Genomic DNA, 24,669 nt, shown 5'->3' on the forward strand with positions numbered 1-24,669 from the left:
GCCAAAGTCGCTACGCCGACCGCTCTGTCTGGTGCGACCCGCACATGGACAAGAAGTTGTTGATCCACAATGCATGCATGGGCCTCACGCCCCCTGAAATCAGGTGCTGTCGTGGCACCCGCGTTCGGTGGACGACTGGCAGGCCTGACACAGTTCGTGCCGCCCTTCGAAAGTGATCACGCTTCCCCAGCCGTTGCACACCTCGCAGTCAGCAGCCAAAGCGGCGTTCGCGCGGGGGGTGGACTCGGGAGCGGCCATCGTTCCGTAGGTCATTGAGCTTCTCCTGGCGTCGAGACTGTCCCGGTGATGCACCCCTCGGCTGCACGATGTCCAGTTTATTCCGTTTAATGTCCGATTACATCCATTCATGCATATTTATGACCGTTTTACCTGTAGGGCAGCCGGACTCGCCTGCGGCCGGGGAATCGATCCCTGACGTGGTGCCGTGGCGGGGTGGTCGGCCGACCGGTCGAGGGGGGCTTGGCAAGGTGCAGCTGTCGGCGAGCACTCGACCTTGGCGGCGACCAAGTTCACCTGTCACGATCAAGCCATGGCCAACCTTTCGAAGATCACGAGGCAGGCAGACATCTTCCTCGACCTGATGGGCGTGGCGGTCGGTTCACTACTGCTGGTGATCGGTATCGAGACCTACCGCGATGGTGGGTCAGTGGGCTGGCCCATCGCCGGATCAGTGCTGTTCTTGATCAACCTCTGGGTAGCCTGCCGTCGATTCGTCCGGCGCAGGAAGCTGACTCTGTCGTCGTAGCCGCAGGCAGCCAGCCACCGTGCCCCATGCGTGCCCGATAGGGCGGCGACCGACGGGGAACAGCGGGGAACCACGGCGCGCAGCCCAGGAACGCGCAGGCCAGCGTTTTGCCAGCTCAGGCGGGATCCGCATACGCGATCTTCCAAACTGGCGACCCGGCGCTGTGGTCGGCGCTCCGTCGGGTGCATGATGATCCAATGACTTCTTGGCTGAGCACCCGGAGCACATGGTTGCTCATACTGCTCTTGTGGGCGATCACACTGACAGGCGCCCTGATCGGATTTGCGTTCGACCGAGCCTTTCTTGAACACCCCCCTCTAAGGCCCTTCGCCTCTGACCTCCCTATGACAGTAGGCGGCAGTTTCTTCGTCGCCATCGCCAGTGTCGTTGGGTTGCGTCGTAGACAACGGAAGCAGGGTCGATGAGGTGGAGCCGGTTGCCGTACAGCAGCGAAGTACAGCAACCGGTACAACCGCAGGAGACCATCACTGCACGCATCCGGCTGGCTGGCCAGCCCAGCAAACCTCAGCGACCGCCCCGCCCGTAGTTCGCATCGAGGTGCCATGTACGACACCCCCGCTCGGGCCGTCTCTGGGCCGTGCGGGGGTGCTCAACGACGACCAACGCTGACAACCACCGACAGCTAAGTCGCAGGTCGCAGCGTTGATCAATCACACGGCCGCAGGTCAGAGACCCGGCCCTTCACTTCTTCGGCTTCTGAGTGCGGCTTGACCGGCCCAGTCAGATGCCCGACCACGCGCGCTGGACTGATCCAGACGCCGCGGGCCCAGAGCGCCCGGGGGACGCCACGCCGTGACCCCGCTCCGCGACCAAGGGTGCACGAAGGGCCCGCCCGAGGTGGTCGGGCGGGCCCTTCGTCATCTCACGGTCGAGCTGTCAGGATTGCGGCTCAGCTCCTGACGGTGAAGTACTGCCAGGCACCCCAGGTGCTGACATTGGTGTTGTCCTTGCTGCTGTGAACGTACTCAGCGGCCATGCGGAACTTGCCGTTGATCGCATTGCTCAGGCTCACCGATCCAGCGCCGGTGCTTGCGGAGCCGAGGGCGAAACAGGGCGAGGTGGTCAGCGTGTGCCAGGCGCCGCTGTAGTACTGCTGCACCCGGTAGTACGCGCACTGCCCGGCCTTGTTGGGCGTGACCGCGACGTTGAGCTGCTCCTTGGCCGTGTGGTGGTAGACCCGGTAAAGGGTGCTCCCGTAGTAGGTACTGGTGTAGTACCCGCTCAGCGTTTCGGCCACCTTGACGCGGTCATACACGGTCCGGGTGGCAGTGACGGGGGCGTAGCGGTAGTCACCGGCGAAGACCGCGCTGAAGACGGTGTTCCGGCTGAGCTTGTAGCTCGCCACCAGGTTCCCGTGGCTGTCCACAGTGCCGGTCTTGACCAGCGTCTTGGTGCCCCCGTAGGGCTGCGCGTAGATCGAGACGGTACGGCCGTTGTAGGTGGTGCCGAGATGCGCAGTGGCCGTGGCCGTCGCGCCGTAGGAGTACGTCGAGGCGTTGGTGGTCACCGTCAGGGCCGAGGCCATGCGCGAGACCTGGACGGTCGCCGATGCGGTGGAGCCCTTGTGGATGTGGTCGCCCGGGTAGCTCACCGTGTAGGTGTTGTTGCCGCCGATGGCCGGGGTGTCGTGGATGGTGAAGCTGCCGTCCGTACCCACCGTGGCCGTGCCGATGCTGTATCCGGCGGAGTGGGCCAGGTCCTTCTTGGTGAGCTGGACCGTCTCGCCGGCGGTGTACGGTCCGTTGGCCAGCGTGCCGGTGAGGGTGAGCTGCGCCGTGCGGGTCGAGGTGGCCGGGGCGGTCAAGGTCATCGTGGAGGCCAGCTTGGCCACCTGGACGCTGTACGAGGCGTTCGCGGACAGGTGCTTGGAGTCGCCCACATACGAGACCCGGTAGGTGGTAGCCCCCTCGGTTGTCGGGGTGTCCGTGACTGTGAATCCGCCGTTGGCATCCGTGACGGCGTCCGGCAGAGCGATGCCGTCCGGGTTCGCCGAGTCGACCCGGGTCACCTTGACCTGCTGCCCAGCGGGAATCGGGTTCGCCGAGGTGAGCGATCCGGTCAGGCTGAGCTGCCGGGTCGGGACAGTCGTGGTCGGTCCGGCCAGAGTGAGCACGGAGGCGGTCGCCTCGGGGTTGGACAGGACGTGCAGGGTGGGGTTGGCGCCGTAGACGTCGGCCGTGACGGCGAAGAGCCGGCTTTCGTCCGGGGCCCAGGCAAGCCCGGAACTGGCCAGCGTGCCACCGGATCCGAAGTCGTACGTGTTGATCGGGGACGACTGGTGGGCCTGGTAGACGTAGACGTCCTTGTCATAGGACGCGTTGCTGCCCGCGGCGACAGCGCCGTCCGGCGCGATCGCCACCGAGTTCGGGTAAGACGTGCTGGGGTAGGTGCCGTCTGCTGAGAGGTCGGAGAGCTTGAAGACCTGGTGGTAGTACGGCGCTCCGGTCGCCAGCACCACGTCCTGCCCGTCCGGCGTGATCTGCATGTCGCTCACGTCGGACGAGTCCTGCAGCCAACGGCGCACGCCGACAACCGGAGTGCCCGAGGACACGTCGTAGCGCGTCAGATAAGGCGGACTGGTGTCCTGGTCAGCGGCGAGGAGCGTTCCCGGCGCCGATGGGTCGGCGGCCAGCGTCGGCGCGCTGTACCACCCGCCGGCGGTGTTGAGGGTGACGCTCGCCGGGTCGCTACTGGTGTCGATCGACCCGATGTTCCCCTCGGCTGCTCCGCCGTAGCCGAACCAGACCTTGCCGCCAGTGCAGGCGACGCTCCGAGGCTCGCTGCCGGCGCCGGTGCTGTAGCGGTGGGCCTCGTTCAGCGATGTGGTGTCGATGGCCGAGATGGCGTCGCCGTTGTAGAGCGCTGCATAGACGGTGCTGCCGTCGGGGGACAGAGCCAGGCCGATCGCCCCGGGCTCGTTGTCGATGGTGCGGACAGTGACGCCGTCGTAGTCGGTCACCAGGATGGTGCTGTTACCGACCCCACTGCTGAAGAACAGGTGCTGGTGAGCCGGGTCGACCAGCATGTGCGAGTAGTGGGGCAGCGACAGTGGCACTGCAGTATCGGCCCAGGCATTACTGCTGAGGCCGACAACGGTGGTGGTCAGCCCGGCGAGGAGGGATATCGCCGCCGTGAGCGAGACCTTCTTGAGGCGCATGAAGCTCCCTGCGAAGTAAACGGGAACAAGCATCCGGACGATAGCGCACACTGTTGGACCGGTCTCACTCCGCCAGGCAAGCCGGCGGGTGCATTGACAATGGCCTGGCAGCAAGGGAGTTGCAGGACAGCAGCGAAGTACAGCAACCCCAGCAACCGACCTCGACCAGCAGCGTCTCTGGGGGACCTCGTGAGGGCCTCTGCGACCTCAGTTGATCGATCTCTCTATAGCTACGGACCAGAAGGTGCCCGTGCCCCATCCGTGCCCGATCGTGTGGGGAACCACGGGGAATCACGGTGCCGAGCGGGCACCGCGCAACGCGACGGCCCCTGACCTTTTCACCTGGTCAGGGGCCGTTCATCTGCGCGGTGGGTGTGGGATTTGAACCCACGGTGACTCGCGCCACGACGGTTTTCAAGACCGTTCCCTTAGGCCGCTCGGGCAACCCACCTCGGCCCCGTCCCACCTGGGGCGGAGCGGGTACAGCGTACCGGGATCGAGCGTCCGGCGGGTGGTGTGGTCCGTTGCGGAGCCCCGGGGGCCGGTACGGAACCCAGGGTGGGCGCGTGGTGACAGGCGGTCGGCGTCCGAGCCGGCACGCGCGGCCCGGCGCGGCGAGGGGCGCCGCTCTGGTGAGAAGCGCCCCCACGCGTGCGTGCGGTCGTCGGGCTTCAGTTGTCGCCGACGCGGGAGCCCAGGGTCAGGTCGGTCGTGTGTTCCTGACCGCCGCGCTTGTAGGTGATCGTGACCTTGTCGCCGGGCTTGTGCGTCCAGATCTCGCCGATCAGGGTCGGGCCGCTGTCGATCACCATGTCGTCCAGCTTGGTGATCACGTCACCCGGCTTGAGGCCGGCCTTGTCGGCGGGGCCGCCGGACTCGACCGCGGCGGAGCCGCCCGCGCCCTGGTCGGTGATCTTCGCGCCGCCGGTGGAGTCCTCCAGCGAGACGGAGGCGCCGATCTTGGCGTACACCGGCTTGCCGGTCTTGATCAGCTGCTGGGCGACGTACTTGGCCTGGTTGATCGGGATGGCAAAGCCCAGGCCGATCGAGCCGGACTGGCCGGAGCCGAAGCCGCCGCTGCTGGTCGACTGGATCGCCGAGTTGATGCCGATGACCGCACCGGCGGCGTCCAGCAGCGGGCCGCCGGAGTTGCCCGGGTTGATCGACGCGTCGGTCTGCAGCGCGCTCATGTACGACGCCTTGCTGGTGGAGCTGCCGTCGCTGGAGGCCACCGGACGGTTCTTGGCGCTGATGATGCCGGTCGTCACCGTGTTGGACAGGCCGAAAGGCGCGCCGATGGCGATCGTCTCGTCGCCCACGGCCACCTTGTCGGAGTCGCCGAGGGCGAGGGGCTTGAGATCGGACGGGGGATTCTTGAGCTTGATGACCGCCACGTCGTAGCCCTGGGCGTGGCCCACGACCTCGGCGTCGTACTTCCTGCCGTTCGGGAACGTCGCGGTCAGCTTGCCGCCGTCGAGCGCGTCCGCCACCACGTGGTTGTTGGTGACGATGTGGCCCTGGGTGTCGAAGACGAACCCGGTGCCCGTGCCGCCCTCGCCGTTGGTGCTCTCGGCCTCGATGGTGACGGTGCTGGGCAGCGCCTTGGCGGCCACGTTGGCGATCGTGCCGGGCGCGCGCCTGACCTGGGTGGCGCCGTTGTCGGAGGCGGAGACGGTGGTGGAGCCGCTGTTGTCGTTGTCCTTGGCCAGGGTGTAGCCGAGGCCGCCGCCCAGGCCGCCCGCGACCAGCGCGGCCACCAGGACGGCGGCCACCAGACCGCCGCGCCCGCTGCGCGGCTTGGGCGCGGGCTGCTGGTACGACGCTCCCCAGCCGCCGGCGCCGCCCGCGCCGCCCGCTCCACCGAAGCCGTCGGCGGCACCAGCACCGCCGTCACCGTAGGACGCGCCCTCGCCGTAGGGCGGGTTGGCCGGCGGCGGAGGCGGCCAGGAGCCGTCGGGGGCCGAACCAGGGGCCGACGGGCCGGAGGCGTGCGGGGTGGAGGGGTGCGGGGCGGCGGGCCCGCCCGGCTGGGGTTCGGCCACGGCGGGAGACTCCTGGGGTACTGGCGGGAGGGGAGCCGTCGGCTCGTTCCCCCCGGGGGCGCCCTGCGGGGGTGTGGCGGGAGAGGCCACCGGCACAGGAGGTGCGGACGGGGCCTGGGGTACCTCGTTGCCCTCGTTCTCGGTGCTCACAGCTCTTCTCCTCGGTCCACGGCTGTTGTGTTCGGTCGCACTCGGTCACGCTCGGCAGCTGTGCATGGTGCTGTGGCCAGTCTTCACTGGTTCCGTTTGTATGCAGTCAGCTTTTCCCACGAGCCGTCAGAGCACCATAAGCGGTGGCTATGGATCCCTGACCAGTCTTTATATAGGGCCTTACCGGCAAAAGTTACATAAACGGGCACCTTGTGCCTCCCGAGCCGCCCCGCGCACCCCCGGACGGTGGCACCATGACGCGGTGACCCACGCACTACAGCGCTCCGTCCAGGTCGTCGCCCACCGGGGCGCCTCCGAGGACGCGCCCGAACACACCCTGGCCGCCTACAAGAAGGCGATCGAGGACGGCGCCGACGCCCTCGAGTGCGACGTACGGCTGACCGCCGACGGCCATCTGGTCTGCGTCCACGACCGGCGCGTGAACCGGACCTCCAACGGCCGCGGCGCCGTCTCCGCGCTGGAACTGGCCGATCTCGCCGCCCTCGACTTCGGTTCCTGGAAGACGCGCGAGAGCTGGCACGGACGGGTCGAGGAGCCCGACTGGGAACACCGGCCGGAGGACCGCGAGGAGACCTCGGTACTCACCCTGGAGCGGCTGCTGGAGCTGGTCGCGGACGCCGGGCGGCGGGTGGAGCTGGCCATCGAGACCAAGCACCCCACGCGCTGGGCCGGCCAGGTCGAGGAGCGGCTGCTGACGCTGCTGAAGCGGTTCGGCCTGGACGCGCCGGCCTCCGCCGCCGAGTCCCAGGTCCGGGTCATGAGCTTCTCGGCGCGCTCGCTGCACCGCGTGCGTGTCGCCGCGCCGACGCTGCCGACGGTCTACCTTGTGCAGTTCCTCACACCGCGGCTGCGCGACGGACGGCTGCCCGCGGGCGTGCGGATCGCGGGACCCTCGATCCGTATCGTGCGCAACAACCCCGCCTATGTGGAGCGACTGCAGCGAGCCGGTCACCGGGTGCACGTGTGGACCGTGAACGAGCCCGAGGACGTCGATCTCTGCGTGGAGCTGGGCATCGACGCCGTCATCACCAACCGCCCGCTCGCGGTCCTGCGTCAGCTGGGACGGGTGTGACCTCAAGAGGCCGGTAAGGAGCTGCGCCCGTCCCTTGACCCCGCTGTGCGGCTGCTGAATTCTCCCCTCTCGGCCACACCAATGAAATCCAGCCATGCGACGACCACCTGTAAAGGCCTTCGTCACAGGGAGTGCTCCGGCGCGTTCGTTCCGTGCAGAGCCGTTGCGAATGCGTCACCGGAAGGGGATTGGCCGGTTTCCGGTACAGGCCAATGGGGCATCCACACCGTGGCGTGGGGCAAAGGAGGTCTCGGGGGTGGCGTTGGTGGTGGCACAGGAGGTGCCCACGTCGTCGAGCATGGCCGTACCCCATGGCCCTGCGGGCGTGGGGAAGGCGAGACACCGGATGCGTTCGCAGTTGCGCAGCGGTGGTGTGTCCGAATCGGTCATCGACGATGCCGTACTGATCCTTTCCGAACTGCTGAGCAATGCCTGCAAACACGGGCGACCCCTGGGCGACGCGCCGGCCGGCGACGGCGATGTGCGCGCCGCGTGGCGGGTCGACGGGCGGGGGCGGCTCATCGTCGAGGTGACGGACGGCGGCGGTCCGACCCGCCCGGCTCCGGCCACCCCGTCGGTGACCGCGCACGGTGGCCGCGGGCTGAACATCATCACGGCGCTCGCCGACGACTGGGGCGTACGGGACGACATCCACGGCGAGGTGACGGTCTGGGTGGTGGTCCACAGGGACGTCCACGATCCCGATGCCGGGTGCCACCGAAACGGTCTCGCTACGCGCGTCACCTCCCCCGCGATCCCGCACCTGCCCGACCTGAACTTCGCGGACGCGTTCGAGGACTTGGACTGACGGGTACGGCACGAGGGCCTGGACTGACGAATACGGCACGAGGGCCTGGACTGACGAATATGGCACGAGGGCCTGGACTGATGGACACGGTCGGAGGTCCGGACCGCTGGACGCGGTCGAGGACCCGGGACCGACGGACACGGCCCGAGGGCCTGGACTGTCGGACACCCCGAGCAGCTGGGCCGGCGGGCGTGATCGAGCGCCTGAGTCACGCGGTGCCTGACACCGGCCGACGGACGCGGGCACGGAACTGGACCCGCCGGAGCTCGAGGACCGGAGCCACGCGCTGGTCGACCCGGCCGAGGGACACGGTCGTTGACCTGGCCCGGCGGAGGGAGCCCTGGCCTAGGGCTGCATCGGTGGATGGAGGCAGCGAGCCTGGCTGGGCGGACGGAGGCCGAGAGCCGCACCGGCGGACGGAGGCCGGGATCCTGGCCCCGCGGACGGAACGCGAGGCGCCCTGGACTGGCAGACGAAGGCCCAGCTTCAGCACCGGCCGTCGAGGACCAGCGCTGGCAGTCGTGGACCGTACGGGCAGTCGAGGATCGGACCGGCCGTCATGGACCGGACCGGCAGTGGTGGCCCGTACCGGCCGTCGTGGACCGGACCGGCAGTCGAGCGCCGGACCCGCCGTCGATGCCCCGACCGGCCGTCATGGACCGGACCGGCAGTCGAGCGCCGGACCCGCCGTCGATGCCCCGACCGGCCGTCGTGGACCGGACCGGCAGTCGAGCGCCGGACCCGCCGTCGATGCCCCGACCGGCCGTCATGGACCGGACCGGCAGTCGAGACCAGTGCCGACTGTCATGAACCGGACCCTCCGTCGTCGACCGCACCGACCGTCGTGGACCGCACCGACCGTCGAGGGCCGTACCAGCCGTCGAGCCCCCCGTCGGCAAGGCCTCGGCCACGCCGCAGGACACCCCGAAGTTGTCCACAGGTTCACACCGTTGGAGTCGAGCGGGCGTGCGTTGTCCACAGGTTCCAGCCGGTCATGGCCTGAACGGCTAGGCTCCCGCCGTACGAGAAGAGCCGCAACCGGGAGACACCCACGATGGCCAAGAAGCGACCCCAGACGAAGGCCGAGCGGCCGCAGCTCAGCGATGCGGAAGTCCCGGTTGTCGGCGCCCGCGAGCCCTGCCCCTGCGGCAGCGGCCGGCGCTACAAGGCGTGCCACGGCCGGGCCGCGGCGCACGCGGCGACCGAGCTGGTGCACCGCCCGTTCGAGGGGCTGCCCGGGGAGTGCGACTGGGTGGCGCTGCGCGAGCTGGTGCCGGCGGCGACGGTCGAGCTGACCCTCAAGGACGGCCTGCCCGAGGGCGTCCCGTCGGTCACGCTGGCCACGGTGCTGCCGATGGCCTGGCCCGCGCTGCGCCGAGACGACGGGTCGATCCTGCTCGGCCTGCAGAACGACACGGCGTCCGGTGACCTCAGCCGCGACCTCGCCGACACCCTCCAGCGCGCCCTCCAGGCCGCGCCCGGCACCCCGGTGCAGGGCCGCCGCGCCCCGGCCGGCGGTCCGCGGCTGCAGGATCTGCTCGACCTCCAGGCGCCGTTCGAACCGGAGGTGCAGAGCGGCTTCGAGTTCTGGGTGCCGGACGCGGAGAACGCCACGCCCGAGGTGACCGCCTCCCTGGAGCGGGCCAACGCCGCCGCCATCCCGACGGCGAGGCTGAGCGGGGTGGACGCCGCGTACTGGTGCGAGACCCCGGAGAAGAACCATCTGCGCTGGGTGATGCCGCATCCGGAGGAGCAGCTTCTGGACGCTCTCGCGCGGCTGCACGCGGCGGGCCGTTCCCACCTCGGCGAGGGCACCCGGCTCGTGGGCTCCTTCCGTGCTCACGGCCTCACCGTGCCGGTCTGGGACCTGCCGAGCGGGGTCACCGCGGACGACGTGGAGAAGCCGGCCGCCGAGTTCGCCGAGCGGCTCGCCGCCGCCCTGGCCGCCACCGAGCCGCTCACGCCGGACGAGCGCCGGGCGCGCGGCGGCCTTACCAACCGGCAGGTCACGCTCAGCTGAGGCCGTCGCGCGCGTCCGAGGACTGAACGGTCGGTAAGGCGCGCGCACGGCCGGCGGAACAGGTGACTCCTGTCACAACTCGCCCTTGGCGACAGGGAAATCGGTGGCCGAATGCCCCAGACGGAATTTGCGAACCGCCGATCTCTTGTTACCGTTCCAGTAGCCCGGTTGCTGGTGCATCCCCCGTCGCCAGCAACCGGGTCTTTCCATGTCCGCGTACGGTGTACGACGCGCTGTGGAGCATCAACTCCCGTCGGTGGAGGCGGAGTTGCCGTCGGCGTCCGCCGAGTTGCTGCCCGAGCGCAGCAGCAGGGCACCGTCGGCCCCGTGCGTGGCGAACTCGGTGACGGCCGTGTAGGCGTCCATGCCGCCCCGGCTGTGCTCACGGGGTGTCTCGCAGGTGGCGGGTTCGTCGTCGACACCGGTGACACAGCGCGTCTCCAGGCTGTGGCCGCCCGGGCCCATCAGGCTGAGCGCGGAGTCCAGCGACTTTCCGGTGGAGTTGCGGTAGTAGGTGCGGGCCCAGGTGTCGGTGCCCTCGGCCAGCACACAGGTCTGCGCCTCGATGCCGTCGGGGGAGGTGAGCTGGGGGCCGCACCGCGTGGCGGTGGCCAGGCCCAGCCCGAGCAGCCGAGGGGCCCGGTCGAGCGAGGGCAGCTTGCCGTCCTCGTACCCGGAGCCCCCGTCAGGCCGGCCGGAGTCCCCGTCGCCCCCGGAGGCGTCCTGCCGCCCTGAGGCCCGTACGGCGCCCGATGCCTTCCCGGCCACCGCGTGCCGGACCGCCTTGCCCACCTGTCCCGCGGACGCCACGGCCAGCGGCAGCACGACCGCGGCCGTCACGGCGGCCACGAGCGCGAGCATCCGCAGCGTTCGAGAGTCCGGTCGGCGCACACCCACCAGCAGCACACCCGCCGGACGTACACCTGCCGGCCGCACACCGGTCGGCCGTACGCCCGCCGCCCGCGCACCCGGCGATGGCGCACCCGCCGCCCGCGCCGGCCGCGCCGCGCCCCGTGCCGATCGGCGGCCGTGCCGCCCGGAAGGCCTCCCGGAGAACCGAGTCCCCTGTCCCCCAGAATTTCGCAGCATGTGCGGAACATAACGAGCCGGCGGGGCTCGCGGCCCTGCCCGCGCCCGACACCCCTACAACTCGGGCGCGCTCACACCCGTACGAGTGAGGGCGTCGACCACGGCGTCCACCACGGCCTCCACGTCGGGCACCCAGGGCGCGGCCGAACCCGGCAGCGGTGCGCGCTCCCAGCGGACGGCGCCCTGGCCGGTCTCGGACGGGGGCAGGGCGAGATAGCCGCCCTCGCCGTGGAAGCGCAGCGAGCCGGGGACGAAGTCCTTGGCGTAGAGCAGTTCACCCAACTGCTCCATGGAGTACGGCTTCACCAGCAGCGCCCAGCGGGACGGGGAGGCGATCACCGGGCCGAGGCGCATGCCCCGCCGGTCGAGCAGGGCGAGGGCGCGGGAGGCGGCGAGCGCCGGCAGGCTGACCGCGCAGGGCGCCTTGCCGCCGGTGGCCAGGACGACCGGCGCGCTCGGCCGGTTGGTCCACCACCAGCGCACCATGCGGGCGTCGGTCGTGGCGGCGAGCAGGCCGGGATCGAAGGGGTGCGCACCGGGCACCGTGCACTCGGGGTCGGGGCAGGCGCAGCGGGCCCGCCCCTGCGGGTCCGGGGCCACGCCCGGGAGTACCGGCCACTGCCACTCGGTCGCGAAGGTCAGGGCCGCGCCGATCAGCTCAGGCCTCTCGTCGTTCCGCCCGGGCCTCCCGTCGTTCCGCCTGGACAGGAGCCTGCGTCGCCTTCCGAGGATCTCGCGCATGAGCGCTCGTTCCTTTCCGTTGCACCGCTGGCAACACCGTGGTCCACATCACACCATGTGTCGATCACTTCACTGTGCGTACCTGTTGGCGCATCACACCCCTGCGCACGGCAGGGGGAACCCCAAGGGGTCGAGCATGGGCCGCGTCCGCGTCCATAGTGCGTCTGACAAAAGCACGGGTGCGGCGCGGGGGTGGCGAAGTATGGCGTTTTGCCGTCGCGCGTGTTTCTCTCCGCCTCCGCCGCGGGAGGATGGGGCTCGGCCGTCGGTGGCTAAGACGCCCGGGTCCGTCGCCAGGTTCCGGGTGGCCCCCAACCACCCCTGGTCTTCACCGAGTACGTACCCATCACGACCGCTGTGACGCTCCGTGGAGCAAGGCCAGTCGACCGCAATGGACCGATACCTGGTGCAGTTTTCAGCCAACTTGGCAGTAAGGCAAGGGGTTCAGGGGAAACCTCGTACGGCTCATGGACACCAGGAATCCCTGCAGGACAATGCTGGACATCCCCTCACGAGTGCGTGTACATGTGGAGACACTGCTAGCGGCGCAGAATGCCATGGGGGTTCGCGATGCTTTTCAGCAATACGCACCGGTCCGAGAGCCGGACGCCATGAACGCCCCGCACCCTCCGAAAGTGGCTGGAATCGATCCAACGGTTCCGACGCCCGCACACACTGTCGCGCCCACTCCCCCCGCCGCCGGCGCCGGTCCCTCCCCCGACCCCGCTCCCGTCCCCGCGCCGAACACCCCCGCGCCCGGCACTCTCCTCCAGGACCGGCTGGCCGGCTGGGTCTCGGACCTCACGACCCTCCACGAACTCACCGAGCGCCTGTCCCGCACGAACGCACTGGAACCGGCCCTCCACGAACTCCTGCGCGCCGGAGCCGCCCTCGTCGGCGCCCGACGTGGCCTGGTCGCCCTGGAACCCGGCGACGGACTCGGCCCCCGCACCACCCTCGGCCTCGGCCTCGGCCGCGCCGACCTCGGCCACATCGAGACCGTCCCACGCGGCGCGCTGCCGTACGACACCGGCACGACCGCCGAGATCGTCCACCCCGACCTGCTCGCCGAGGCCGGCCTCGACCCCCGGCACCGCGAGGTGGCCGCCCGCCTCGGCTACGCCGCCAGCTACGCACTGCCCCTCGCGAGCGAGGCCGCCGGCCGCCTCGGCGCCGCCGTCTGGCTCTACGACGAACCGGCCGAACCCCATGAGCGGCAGCGCCACCTCGCCGGCCTCTACATCCGGCACGCCACCGAGCACCTCGCCCGGCTGCTGGAGGTGGAACGCGCCCGCGCGCACATGGCGACCATCACGGAGGAACTGCTCCCCACCCGGCTGCCCCGCGTCCCAGGCGTCCAGCTCGCCGCCCGGCACCGCACCGGCCCGCACGGCGGAGGTGACTGGTACGACGCGCTACCGCTGCCGGAGGCCGCGCTCGGCCTGTCCGTCGGCTCGGTCACCGGCTCCGGCCCGAGCGCCGTGGCCGCGATGGGCCGGCTGCGCGCCAGCATGCGCGCGTACGCCGTGATGGAGGGCGAGGACCCGGTCGCCGTCCTGTCCGACCTGGAGCTGCTGCTGCGGCTGACCGAGCCCGCCCGCTCGGCCACCGCGCTGTTCGCCTACTGCGAGCCCGCCCTGGGCAAGATCACCCTGGCCGGCGCCGGACACAGCCCGCCGCTGCTGATCGGCGAGCGGCGCACCGAGTTCGCCGAGACCTCCGTCTCCGCTCCGCTCGGCATGCTCGCCTGCTGGGAGGCGCCGAGCGTCGAGATCGAGGCGGAGGCCGGGGAGACGGTCCTGCTCTACACCGACGGGCTGCTGCACCGTACCGGCGACCCGATGGACCGCGCCTTCGCCCACCTGCACGCGGCCGCCGCGAGCACCCCGCGCGCGCTGCGCCAGGACCCCGGCGCCATCGCCGACCACGTCCTGCGCACGGTCCTGCCGGACGGCCTGGACGCGGCCGACGGCGAGGAGGACGTGGTGCTGCTGGCGGCCCGCTTCGACTGACCACCGCCCCGCTGCGGCCTGACCGAGCACCATCCGCAGCGGCCGGCCCGCTACGACCGACCACCGCCCCGCTGCGGCCTGACCGAGCACCATCCGCAGCGGCCGGCCCGCTCCCACCGACCACCACCCCGCAGCCGACGCCCCACCTCCACCGACCACCACCCCGCAACCGACAGCCCGCCTCGACCCAGCACCGACCCGCTGTCGCTTCGGCCGAGCATCGGGATGCATGACCGGGCATAACAGGTCATCCGACCGGGGTCCGCCCACGGTACGAACGTACGATGATGGAGGCCCCGCTCCGACACGATCGCGAGCAGCGCGGGCCGCCGGGGGAGATCACACGCCGTACCGAGGAGGAACACGTGTCCGACGAGCTCAACCCGGAGACCCCGGAGACTGAGTCCGAGGAGCCCATCAAGCAGCGGAAGAACGGCCTGTACCCGGGCGTCTCCGACGAGCTTGCCGAGAACATGAAGTCCGGCTGGGCCGACACGGAGCTGCGTGACCTGGAGCCGATTCCGCAGGCCGCCGAGACCGCCCGCCGCCGCGCCGCGCTCTCCGCCCGCTTCCCGGGCGAGCGCCTGGTGATCCCGGCGGGCAACCTGAAGACCCGCTCGAACGACACCGAGTACCCCTTCCGCTCCTCCGTCGAGTACGCGTACCTCACCGGCAACCAGACCGAGGACGGCGTCCTCGTCCTGGAGCCGAAGGACGGCGGCCACGAGGAGACGATCTACCTCCTGCCCCGCTCCGACCGCGAGAACGGCGAGTTCTGGCTCTCCGGCCAGGGCGAACTGTGGGTCGGCCGCCGCCACTCGCTCGCCGAGTCCGAGGCGCTGTACGGCATCCCGGCCGCCGATGTGCGCGAGCTGGCCGGCAAGCTGCGCGAGGCCACCGGCCCGGTGCGCGTGGTGCGCGGCTACGACGCCGGCATCGAGGCCGCGCTGACCGACAAGGTCACCGCCGAGCGGGACGAGGAGCTGCGTGTCTTCCTCTCCGAGGCCCGGCTGGTCAAGGACGAGTTCGAGATCGGCGAGCTGCAGAAGGCCGTCGACTCCACGGTCCGCGGCTTCGAGGACGTGGTGAAGGTCCTCGACAAGGCCGAGGCCACGAGCGAGCGCTACATCGAGGGCACGTTCTTCCTCCGCGCGCGCGTGGAGGGCAACGACGTCGGCTACGGCTCCATCTGCGCGGCCGGCCCGCACGCCTGCACCCTGCACTGGGTCCGCAACGACGGCCCGGTCCGCTCCGGCGACCTGCTCCTGCTGGACGCGGGCGTGGAGACCCACACGCTGTACACCGCCGACGTCACGCGCACGCTGCCCGTCAACGGCAGGTACAGCGAAATCCAGAAGAAGATCTACGACGCCGTGTACGAGTCCCAGGAGGCCGGTATCGCGGCGGTCAAGCCGGGCGCCAAGTACCGCGACTTCCACGACGCCGCCCAGCGCGTGCTCGCCGAGAAGCTCGTCGAGTGGGGCCTGGTCGAGGGCCCGGTCGAGCGCGTCCTGGAGCTGGGCCTGCAGCGCCGCTGGACCCTGCACGGCACCGGCCACATGCTCGGCATGGACGTCCACGACTGCGCCGCCGCGCGGACCGAGACCTACGTCGAGGGCGTCCTGGAGCCCGGCATGGTGCTGACGGTCGAGCCGGGGCTGTACTTCCAGGCCGACGACCTGACCGTGCCGGAGGAGTACCGGGGCATCGGCGTCCGCATCGAGGACGACATCCTCGTCACCGAGGACGGCAACAGGAACCTCTCGGCGGGCCTGCCGCGCCGTTCCGACGAGGTCGAGGCGTGGATGGCCGCGCTCAAGGGCTGATCTGCGTTTCAATGGCCGGGGACCGGGAGGGTGCCCGGCCATTCGCGTGCCTGGGGGGAAGGTTCTCGTGAGCGACTTCTGGTCCGGTGTCGGTGTCGATCTGCATCTGGAGCCGGACTCGGCGGACGGGCGCCGGATCGGACTGGAGCGGGCCCTGCGGGACGCCGTACGGGACGGGCGGCTCGTGCCCGGGACCCGGCTGCCGGCCACCCGGCGGCTCGCCACCGAGCTCGGCATCTCACGCGGCACCGCCAAGGCCGCCTACGACCAGCTCGTGGCCGAGGGATATCTGACGGCGCGCCAGGGCTCGGGCACCCGGGTCGCCGAACTGCCGCCCGTCGCCTCGGCGGAGCCCGGCACGGCGGCACGCACGCGTGCCCCGCGTTTCGATCTGCGTCCCGGCAGCCCGGACGTCGGCGCGTTCCCGGCGGCGGCCTGGCTGCGCGCGCTGCGCCGGGCCATAGCGACGGCGCCCTCACTGGCGTACGACTACGGCGACCCGCGCGGCCGGATCGAGCTGCGCACGGCGCTCTCCGGCTATCTGGGCCGGGCGCGCGGGGTGCTGGCGCCGCCGGAGCGGATCGTGATCACCTCTGGGTACGTCCAGGGTCTCGCGCTGCTCACGCGCGTGCTGGACGGCGCCGCCGTCGCCATGGAGGACCCCGGGCTGCCGTTCCACCGGGAGGTCGTGCGGCGGGGTGGCGGAACGGTCCTGCCGGCGCCGGTCGACGCGCGCGGGGTGCGCCCCGAGGACCTCGGCGAGGCCGCCGCCGTGGTGGTCACACCGGCGCACCAGTACCCGACCGGGGTGACCCTGCACCCGGAGCGGCGGCGGGCGCTCGGCGACTGGGCACGCGCGCGTGGCGGGCTGATCGTCGAGGACGACTACGACGGGGAGTTCCGCTACGACCGCCAGCCGGTGGGCGCGCTGCAGGGCATGGCACCGGGCCAGGTGGTGTATCTCGGCACCGCCTCCAAGACGCTCGGCCCCGCGCTCCGCCTCGGCTGGATGGTGCTGCCGCCGTACCTGGTCGACGCGGTCGCCGACGCCAAGCTGCACAGTGACCACCACACCGAGACCATCGGCCAGCTGGCGCTCGCCGAGCTGATCGACAGCCACGCCTACGACCGGCACGTGCGCGCGTGCCGGCTGCGCTACCGGCGCCGCCGGGACCAGTTGCTGCACCGGCTGGGCGCGGGCCGGAGCGTGCACGGGATCGCGGCCGGCCTGCACGCGCTGATCGACGTGCCCGACGAGGCGGAGGTGCTGGCCCGCGCGGAGGCGGAGGGCCTCGCGCTCGGCGCCCTCGGCGACCACTGGCAGGTACCTGGCGGGCGCGAGCGCCGGCCGCAGGGCCTGGTCGTCGGCTACGGCACGCCCCGCGAGCGGGTGTATCCGGAGGCGCTGGAGGTGCTGGCGAAGGTGCTGGACGTCTGAGAGGGGCCCCTCACAAGCGCCTCACAAGGCGGGATCGTGGTCGTGCAGGATCCGCTGGAACAGCCGGCAGTCCCGCCACTCCCCGTCGATGTGCAGGTACTTCGGGGCCATGCCGATCGGTTCGAACCCGCATTTCGTGAGCACCCGCTGCGAGCCGGTGTTCCCGAGCAGCGTGGAGGCCTCGATCCGGTGCAGCCCCACCGTGTCCCGCGCGATCCGGCAGACCCGCTCCACCGCGGCCGTGGCCAGACCGCGTTTCTGCTGGTCGGCGGCCACCCAGTAACCGAGGGAGGAACTGCGGAAGGGCCCCTGGACGATCCCGGTCAGGGTGATCGTCCCGACGATCCGCCCGTCCGCCGCCTGGAACACGAAGGGAACCGCGCGGCCCTCGGAGAACACCCGCAGCAGCCCGTCGATCCGCTCGAGCTGCCCCGCCTCGGTGAAGAAGGACTCCGGACGGCGCGGCTCCCACGGCCGCAGATGCTCGCGGTTGTCCACGTAGGCCGCGCTCAGCGCGCCCGCGTCGGTCCGGGCCAGAAGCCGGAGCGTGACCCCGGCCGCTATGTCGCCGCTCTCGATCTCCATGCCCTCACTATGCCGTCAGCAGCGAGGGATCCTTGGTCCATTTGAGGATCTTGTCGAAGCTGACCACCGTGCCGCCCCGGCCGGGCTTGGCGCCGATGTGGACGTGGTCGGCGAGTTCCCGGATGAGACACAGGCCGCGACCGTGCTCGGCGTCCGCGCGGGCGGGCCGGATCTCCTGGGCACGGGAGAACCCCGGTCCGGAATCGGCCACTTCGATACGGCACTTCTCGCCGTCGAGATACGCGGTCACCCGGTACGCCTCCGAGACGCCGCCGTGCGACGCGTTCCCGCCGTGCTCGACGGCGTTCGCGCAGGCCTCGGACAGTGCGACGGACAGGTCGTAGGAGACCTCCGGGTCGACGCCCGCCGTCTCCATGGTGCCGATCAACAGCCGCCGGGCGAGCGGCACGCTCGCGGCCTCGCGGCGCAGATGGAGTGACCACCAGATGCTCATGCTCCAGCCTCCTGGCCGCGGCTCGACATACCGATACGTATTGCCGCCCGTAGGGGGCCGTAAGCACACAGTTGACGTGACTCCGCCCATACAGCCGATGCGCCGAGGGAGGAATCGGTGTATGAGGGACGTTCTCCCGGCCCTGCCGTAGGGCGCCGGTAAGCGCAGTGCGATGATGAGGCCGCCATGACTGCCCCCCACCCGTGCACGGCGCGTCCCGGAGCCGGGCTCCGGATCCTGCGGGCCGCGGTGTTCGCCGCGGTCTGCGTTGTGCTGGCCGCGTGCGGGCACATCCTCGCCTCCTGTGCGGGCGTGCCCCTGTGGACGCTGGGCGCGGGCTTCCTCGGCTGTCTGCTGCTCGTGGTGCCGCTCGCCGGGCGGGCCCGCTCGCTGCCGGGCATCGCCGCGCTCCTCGCGCTCGGCCAGACCGCGCTGCACACGGTGTTCGGGCTGGCCCAGCACGGCACCGCCATGGCCTCCGGCGGGGCGGCGACGGGGTCGATGGGATCGATGAACTCCGCCGGCTCGACGGTCCCCTCGCTCAGCGACACCGCGCTGGTCGAGCAGGCCGCGCGGCTGCTGTGCGGGTCGAGCCCGGCCGCCCTGACCCCGGGGCACGCCTTCCACCTGCTGTTCGCAGCGCACCTTGTCGACCGTTCGGGCCGACCCGTGGCGGTAACGGGCGGCATGCACCACGCGTACGACGCCACCGGCGCCTCCGCCGCGCTGCTGCCCTCGCTGCCGATGCTGCTCGGCCACGTCCTCGCGGCCCTCGCCGCGGGCTGGCTGCTGCGCCGCGGCGATCTGGCGCTGCTGCGGCTGATCGACCTGTCGGCGCACGGAGTCGCGGAGGGGGCGCTCGTACGGTCCCTGCGCGCCGCGCTCGCGCTGGCGCGCGCCCTGTGCGCCGGACTGCTCCCCGCCGCCGAGCCCCTCGCGTGCGGCCGTCGTACCACCCGGGACGAGGCACCCGACCCGCACACCACCGCGCTCCAGCACACGGTGATCCGGCGCGGCCCGCCCGCCGCGGGCTTCCGTCTCGCCGCCTGACGCGACGCGCGCACCACTGCACCCATCCGGTGATCCGGAGCAGAGGGCTGCCGCCGTCGCGCGGCACGCGCGCGTGCGCACCGTGAACCCACCGAAGGGCACGGCCACGCGCACGCGTACCTCTCTTCGTCACCAGAACTCTCAGAGTGGAGTGCTCCTGCCATGCAGGCTTCTCGTATCGCTTCCCGAGCCCTCGCCGGCGGCGCCGTCGCGGGCACGGCCGTACTGGCGCTGTCCGTCCCGGCCTTCGCGCACGTCTCCGTGCAGCCGGAGGGCACCGCGGCCAAGGGCGGTTACGCGGTCGTCGACTTCAAGGTCCCCAACGAGCGCGACAACGCCTCGACCACCAGGATCGAGGTCAACTTCCCGGCCGACCACCCGCTCGCCTCGGTCATGCCCGAGTCCGTCGCCGGCTGGAACGTGCAGGTCACCAAGTCCAAGCTGGACAAGCCGCTGACCGTGCACGGCGAGAAGATCGACGAGGCCGTCACCAAGGTCACCTGGACCGCCGCCGACGGCAAGGGCATCCGGCCCGGCTACTTCCAGAAGTTCCCGCTCTCCCTCGGCGCCCTGCCCGAGAACACCGACCGGCTCGTCTTCAAGGCGGTCCAGACGTACTCCAACAAGGAGGTCGTGCGCTGGATCGAGGTGCCGCAGGCCGGCCAGGACGAGCCGGAGAACCCCGCGCCCGTGCTGCAGCTGTCCGCCGCGACCGACGACCACCACGGCACGGCGGACGCCGAGGACGCCTCCGACAGGACCGCGGACGCCGCCGACTCCGGCTCCCACGACACCGACACCACCGCGCGCGTGCTCGCCGTGGTCGGCATCGTCGTCGGCGTCGCGGGCGTCGCCTACGGCGTCCTCGCCGGTCGCCGCCGGACCGCCTAGGCCGTTCCGGACCGCGCACCGGGGGGCGTGCGGCACGTGCGACGCTGTCGTGGCTGTCGTACGACCCCCGGTGCGCGCCGGATTACTCACATCTGGGACATTTTTCTATGTGCAAGAAGACGTTCGCCGCGGCCGCGCTGCTCGCCGCCGCCACCCTGACCCTCTCCGCCTGCGGCAGCGGGAACGACGGCAAGTCGCCGGTCTCCGTGGTCTCGGAGGAGTCCGACTCGGGCAAGGCCGCCACCGTCCTCGACCAGCCCTTCCAGAAGCCGGACCTGGTCCTCACCGACACGCACGGCAAGAAGTACGACCTCCGCCAGGAGACCCAGGGCCACCCGACCCTGCTGTACTTCGGCTACACCCACTGCCCCGACATCTGCCCGACGACGATGAGCAACATCGCCGTCGCCAAGAAGGCGCTGCCCAAGGCCGAGCAGAACGACCTGCGGGTCGTGTTCGTCACCACCGACCCCGGCCGTGACATCCCGGCCGAGCTGGGCAAGTGGCTCAAGGGCATCGACCCGCAGTTCATCGGTCTGACCGGGGACTTCGCCACCATCCAGGCCGGTGCCCGCTCCGTCGGCATCTCCGTGGAGCCGACGACGAAGGACAAGAACGGCAAGCTCGTCTCCGTCCACGGCACCCAGGTCATCGCCTTCTCCCCGAAGACGAACGGCGGTTACGTCCTCTACGGCGAGGACGCCACGGTCGACGACTACACCAAGGACCTTCCCAAGCTCGTCAAGGGGGCGACTCCGTGAGGCGCCGCCCCGCCCTCGTGACCGTGGCCGCCGCGCTCACCGGAGCGCTGGCCCTTGCCGGCTGCTCGGGCTCGTCCGGCTCCGGCTCTTCTCAGGCCGAACTGTCGGTGAGCGGGCCGTACATGCCGCAGCCGGTCTCCGCCGACATGGCCGCCGGCTTTCTGACGATCACCAACAAGGGCGGTGCCGAGGACGAGCTGACCGCGGTGACCAGTGACGCCGCCGGCCAGGTCACCATGCACAGCACCATGGGCGGCGCCATGCAGGAGAAGAGCTCCTTCGCCATACCCGCCCGCGGTCAACTGGTGTTCAAAAGCGGCGGCAACCATCTGATGTTCGAGAAGCTGAAGCACACGCCGAAGCAGGGCCAGACGGTCGCCGTGAAGCTCACCTTCGCCAAGTCCGGGCCCCTCACCGTCGAGATGCCGGTGAAGTCCGCCACGTACAACCCGTCGACCGGCCACTGAGGGAGGGACCGACAACCGTGACGCGGACCATCACCCCCACGGGACACCGGGGCAGCCTGCGCACCCTGGTGCTGCTGCTCCTCGCCGTGATCTGCGCACTGCTCGCGAGTGCCGGACCGGCCTCCGCGCATGCGGCGCTGACCGGCAGCGACCCCGCACAGGGGGTGGTGGTCAAGCAGGCGCCCAGCCAGGTGTCGCTCACTTTCTCCGAGAAGGTGGCGATGAACGACGACTCCCTGCGCGTCCTCGACCCCCGGGGCAAGCCGGTCCAGACCGGCACACCGGGCAACCTGAGCGGGACGACGTACGCCGTGAAGCTCAAGAGCGGCCTGGGCAAGGGCACCTACACGGTGACCTACCAGGTCGTCTCAGCCGACAGCCACCCCGTCTCCGGTGCCTACACCTTCTCCATCGGGGCGCCCTCGCAGACCGTGGTCTCCAGCACCGGGCCGGTCGCGGGCGGTGGAGCCGTGGGCGCTCTCTACGCGTTCGGCCGCTACGCCTCGTACGCCGGGTTCATCGTGCTCGCCGGCGGCGCGGCCTTCGTGCTCGCCTGCTGGCAGCGCGGCGCGGGCGTACGGGCCCTGCAGCGGCTGGTCGTCGGCGGCTGGCTCACGCTCACCGCGGCCACCCTGTGGCTGCTGCTCCTGCGCGGCTCCTACACCACCTCCGGGAAGTTCGCCGACGTCTTCGACCTCGGTCTGCTGGGCCAGGTGCTGCAGACCAAGACCGGCGCGGCGCTGGTCTCCCGGCTGCTGCTGCTCGCCGCCGCCGCGCTGTTCATCGCCGTCCTCTTCGGTGCCTTCACCAAGCGCGAAGAGGGCCAGGAGAAGCGCGATCTGACCTTCGGGCTCGCCATCGGCGGCGTGGTCGTCGCGGCGGGGCTCGCCAGCAGCTGGGCCATGGCCGAGCATGCCTCGGTCGGGCTCCAGCCGGGCATCGCCATGCCCGTCGACGTCGTCCACCTGCTCGCCGTCGCCACCTGGCTGGGCGGGCTCACCGCCCTGCTGGTCGCCCTGTACCGGGCGCCCGCCGAGACACCGGTGGAGGCCGCCGCCGTCCGCCGCTTCTCCCGGTCCGCCTTCGGCTCCGTCGTCGTGCTCGTCGCCACCGGTGTCTACCAGTCCTGGCGGCAGCTGGGCTCCTGGTCGGCGTTCACCGACACCTGGTACGGGCAGCTGCTGCTGGTCAAGATCGGGCTGGTGGCGCTGCTGATCGGCATCGCCTCGATATCGCGACGATGGACGGGGCGGCTCGCCGACAACGCCGCCATGGTCGATGCCGACGCGGAGGCCGAGAAGGAGCGCGTCACAGCGGCGAAGGCGGCCGGAAAGAGCACCGGCTCCGGCGACTCCCAGCGCGCCGCCCAGCTCGCGCGGCAGCGGGCGGCGATGGACGCCGCCCGGCAGAAGCGGCTGCGGGACGGCGACACGAACCGCTTCGGGCTGCGCCGTACGGTGCTCGCCGAGGCCGGTGTCGCGGTCGTGCTGCTCGCCGTCACCACCTGGCTGACCCAGACCGAGCCGGGCCGCACCGAACTGGACGCCAAGGCGGCCTCCTCGTCCTCCTCCATCTCGGCCACGGCGCCCTCGAACGGCGCGCTGACCCTGGACATGCCCTTCGACACCGGCGGCACCGACGGCAAGGGCGTCGTCAGCATCGACCTCGACCCCGCGCGCGTGGGCGGCAACGAGATGCATGTGTACGTCCAGCGGCCCAATGGCCGGGCCTTCGACATCCCCGAGGTGAAGGTGGCCTTCACCCTGGAGGCGAAGAAGATCGGCCCGCTTCCCGTGACCCCCGACCACATCACCACCGGCCACTGGTCGGCGAGCGGAGTGCAGATCCCCATGGCCGGCGACTGGAAGATCGCCGTCACCGTGCGGACCTCCGACATCGACCAGGTGACCGTCTCCAAGAACGCGCAGATCGGCTGAACGACACCATGCCCGACCAGTCCATCCCTCAGGCCCGTAGCGCCGCCGAGGTGTCCGAGGCGGCCGAGTCCGCGGGCAGCCACGGCATCTCCCGGCGCGCGCTGCTCGGCACCGCGGGCGCCACCGGGCTCGTGCTGGGCGCGGCCGGCGGCGCCGCGGGCTATGCCGCCGCGCCCGCCCCGGCCACCCCACTGACCTCGGTGGGCTCCGACCGGGCGATGTTTCACGGGAAACATCAGCCCGGCATCACCGAGGGGCTTCAGGCGCGCGGTCATCTCGTCGCCTTCGATCTGGCGGCGGGCGCCGGGCGCAAGGAGGCCGCGGCCCTGCTGCGCCGCTGGTCGACGACGGCCGAGCGGCTGATGGCGGGCGAGGCCGCGCCGCACGACGACACCGATGTGGCCCGCGACGCCGGGCCCTGCTCGCTGACGCTCACCTTCGGCTTCGGGCGCTCCTTCTTCGGCAGGACCGGACTGGACAAGGAGCGGCCGAGCGCACTGGACCCGCTGCCGGACTTCTCCTCCGACCACCTCGACAAGGCGCGCAGCGACGGCGACCTGTGGGTGCAGATCGGCGCGAACGACGCCCTGGTCGCCTTCCACGCCCTGCGCGCGATCCAGAAGGACGCGGGCGGCGCGGCCCGCCTGCGCTGGCAGATGAACGGCTTCAACCGCACCCCGGGCGCCACCGCTCACCCCATGACCGCCCGCAACCTCATGGGTCAGCTGGACGGCACCCGCAATCCGAAGCCGGCCGACGCCGACTTCGACCGGCGGATCTTCGTGCCCGCCTCGGGCGAGCCGGCCTGGATGGCCAACGGTTCCTACGCCGTCGTACGCCGCATCCGCATGCTCCTCGACGACTGGGAGAAGCTGTCGGTGCCGGCCCAGGAGGCGGTCATCGGCCGCCGGAAGTCCAACGGGGCGCCGCTGTCCGGGGGCGACGAGACGACCCCTATGGACCTGGAGAAGACCGACGCCAAGGGCGAGTACGTCGTCCCCCTCAACGCCCACGCCCGGATCACCCGGCCCGACAAGAACGGCGGCGCGGCCATGCTGCGGCGCCCCTTCTCCTACCACGACGGCTTCGACGCGGACGGCACGCCCGACGCCGGTCTGCTCTTCGTCTGCTGGCAGGCCGACCCGCTGCGTGGCTTCGTCCCGGTGCAGCGCAAGCTCGACCGCGGTGACGCGTTGTCGCAGTTCATCCGGCACGAGGCGAGCGGACTGTTCGCGGTGCCGGGTGGGGCGGCGGAGGGGGAGTACGTGGGGCAGCGACTGCTGGAGGCGTGATCAGCAGGAACCAGCCCCTTTGTGCATTTTCCAGTTTCAAACCACTCGGTCGAGTGGCATTCGTGAGAC

19 protein-coding genes and 1 tRNA gene are annotated in these 24,669 nt (G+C 71.1%); 13 read left to right on the forward strand and 7 right to left on the reverse strand.

Annotated elements, in window-relative coordinates; translation table 11 throughout:
* Window positions 1-550 precede the first annotated feature (550 nt).
* Complete coding sequence (locus tag ACWCQS_RS15130) at window positions 551-766, forward strand: hypothetical protein (protein ID WP_451004841.1); 216 nt, start codon at window positions 551-553, stop codon at window positions 764-766.
* A gap of 910 nt (window positions 767-1,676) precedes the next feature.
* Here ACWCQS_RS15130 and ACWCQS_RS15135 read toward each other — a convergent pair.
* The 3 genes from ACWCQS_RS15135 to ACWCQS_RS15145 all read right to left on the reverse strand — a co-directional run bounded on the left by ACWCQS_RS15135 (window position 1,677) and on the right by ACWCQS_RS15145 (window position 6,136).
* Window positions 1,677-3,944, reverse strand: a complete 2,268-nt coding sequence (locus ACWCQS_RS15135) for a hypothetical protein (RefSeq protein WP_451004842.1) — start codon at window positions 3,942-3,944, stop codon at window positions 1,677-1,679.
* A 366-nt stretch (window positions 3,945-4,310) separates the two neighbouring features.
* Window positions 4,311-4,395: transfer RNA gene (locus ACWCQS_RS15140), tRNA-Ser, on the reverse strand.
* Window positions 4,396-4,615: 220 nt separating this feature from the next.
* Window positions 4,616-6,136, reverse strand: coding sequence for a trypsin-like peptidase domain-containing protein (locus tag ACWCQS_RS15145; RefSeq protein ID WP_451004843.1), 1,521 nt, complete (start codon window positions 6,134-6,136; stop codon window positions 4,616-4,618).
* Between the two features lie 262 nt (window positions 6,137-6,398).
* Between ACWCQS_RS15145 and ACWCQS_RS15150 the strand changes: the two genes are divergently transcribed.
* The 3 genes from ACWCQS_RS15150 to ACWCQS_RS15160 all read left to right on the forward strand — a co-directional run bounded on the left by ACWCQS_RS15150 (window position 6,399) and on the right by ACWCQS_RS15160 (window position 10,057).
* Window positions 6,399-7,229, forward strand: a complete 831-nt coding sequence (locus ACWCQS_RS15150) for a glycerophosphodiester phosphodiesterase (RefSeq protein WP_451004844.1) — start codon at window positions 6,399-6,401, stop codon at window positions 7,227-7,229.
* A gap of 169 nt (window positions 7,230-7,398) precedes the next feature.
* Window positions 7,399-8,037: an ATP-binding protein gene (locus ACWCQS_RS15155; RefSeq protein WP_451005077.1), complete on the forward strand. Its 639-nt coding sequence runs from the start codon at window positions 7,399-7,401 to the stop codon at window positions 8,035-8,037.
* 1,054 nt (window positions 8,038-9,091) lie between these two features.
* Entirely contained in the window at window positions 9,092-10,057 is a 966-nt protein-coding gene (locus ACWCQS_RS15160) for a DUF5926 family protein (RefSeq protein WP_450986021.1), read from the forward strand.
* A 243-nt stretch (window positions 10,058-10,300) separates the two neighbouring features.
* Here ACWCQS_RS15160 and ACWCQS_RS15165 read toward each other — a convergent pair whose 3' ends face one another.
* Window positions 10,301-10,918: a hypothetical protein gene (locus tag ACWCQS_RS15165; RefSeq protein ID WP_451004845.1), complete on the reverse strand. Its 618-nt coding sequence runs from the start codon at window positions 10,916-10,918 to the stop codon at window positions 10,301-10,303.
* 282 nt (window positions 10,919-11,200) lie between these two features.
* Window positions 11,201-11,887, reverse strand: coding sequence for a bifunctional DNA primase/polymerase (locus ACWCQS_RS15170; RefSeq protein ID WP_451004846.1), 687 nt, complete (start codon window positions 11,885-11,887; stop codon window positions 11,201-11,203).
* Between the two features lie 494 nt (window positions 11,888-12,381).
* Between ACWCQS_RS15170 and ACWCQS_RS15175 the strand changes: the two genes are divergently transcribed.
* From ACWCQS_RS15175 to pdxR, 3 genes are all read left to right on the forward strand, one after another.
* Window positions 12,382-13,899, forward strand: coding sequence for a SpoIIE family protein phosphatase (locus ACWCQS_RS15175; protein ID WP_451004847.1), 1,518 nt, complete (start codon window positions 12,382-12,384; stop codon window positions 13,897-13,899).
* Window positions 13,900-14,264: 365 nt separating this feature from the next.
* Window positions 14,265-15,725 (forward strand): aminopeptidase P family protein, encoded by a 1,461-nt coding sequence (locus ACWCQS_RS15180; RefSeq protein ID WP_451004848.1) that lies wholly within the window; start codon window positions 14,265-14,267, stop codon window positions 15,723-15,725.
* 67 nt (window positions 15,726-15,792) lie between these two features.
* The gene (gene pdxR, locus ACWCQS_RS15185; protein ID WP_451004849.1) at window positions 15,793-17,163 is read left to right on the forward strand and encodes a MocR-like pyridoxine biosynthesis transcription factor PdxR; all 1,371 of its coding nucleotides are present in this window, start codon (window positions 15,793-15,795) and stop codon (window positions 17,161-17,163) included.
* A gap of 21 nt (window positions 17,164-17,184) precedes the next feature.
* Here pdxR and ACWCQS_RS15190 read toward each other — a convergent pair whose 3' ends face one another.
* Window positions 17,185-17,748, reverse strand: coding sequence for a GNAT family N-acetyltransferase (locus tag ACWCQS_RS15190; RefSeq protein ID WP_451004850.1), 564 nt, complete (start codon window positions 17,746-17,748; stop codon window positions 17,185-17,187).
* Window positions 17,749-17,755: 7 nt separating this feature from the next.
* Entirely contained in the window at window positions 17,756-18,202 is a 447-nt protein-coding gene (locus ACWCQS_RS15195) for an ATP-binding protein (protein ID WP_451004851.1), read from the reverse strand.
* Window positions 18,203-18,388: 186 nt separating this feature from the next.
* Between ACWCQS_RS15195 and ACWCQS_RS15200 the strand changes: the two genes are divergently transcribed.
* From ACWCQS_RS15200 to efeB, 6 genes are all read left to right on the forward strand, one after another.
* A complete protein-coding gene (locus tag ACWCQS_RS15200) occupies window positions 18,389-19,252 on the forward strand; it encodes a hypothetical protein (RefSeq protein ID WP_451004852.1) in 864 nt (287 codons plus the stop codon).
* A gap of 162 nt (window positions 19,253-19,414) precedes the next feature.
* Window positions 19,415-20,143, forward strand: a complete 729-nt coding sequence (locus ACWCQS_RS15205; protein WP_451004853.1) for a YcnI family copper-binding membrane protein — start codon at window positions 19,415-19,417, stop codon at window positions 20,141-20,143.
* Between the two features lie 107 nt (window positions 20,144-20,250).
* Window positions 20,251-20,904: an SCO family protein gene (locus ACWCQS_RS15210; RefSeq protein WP_451004854.1), complete on the forward strand. Its 654-nt coding sequence runs from the start codon at window positions 20,251-20,253 to the stop codon at window positions 20,902-20,904.
* The gene (locus ACWCQS_RS15215) at window positions 20,901-21,371 is read left to right on the forward strand and encodes a copper chaperone PCu(A)C (RefSeq protein WP_451004855.1); all 471 of its coding nucleotides are present in this window, start codon (window positions 20,901-20,903) and stop codon (window positions 21,369-21,371) included. The genes ACWCQS_RS15210 and ACWCQS_RS15215 overlap by 4 nt, the downstream gene beginning before the upstream one ends.
* Window positions 21,372-21,388: 17 nt before the next feature.
* Entirely contained in the window at window positions 21,389-23,308 is a 1,920-nt protein-coding gene (locus ACWCQS_RS15220; RefSeq protein ID WP_451004856.1) for a copper resistance CopC/CopD family protein, read from the forward strand.
* An 8-nt stretch (window positions 23,309-23,316) separates the two neighbouring features.
* A complete protein-coding gene (efeB, locus tag ACWCQS_RS15225; RefSeq protein WP_451004857.1) occupies window positions 23,317-24,600 on the forward strand; it encodes an iron uptake transporter deferrochelatase/peroxidase subunit in 1,284 nt (427 codons plus the stop codon).
* Window positions 24,601-24,669 lie beyond the last annotated feature (69 nt).

Source organism: Streptomyces sp. NPDC002076, from assembly GCF_053593835.1.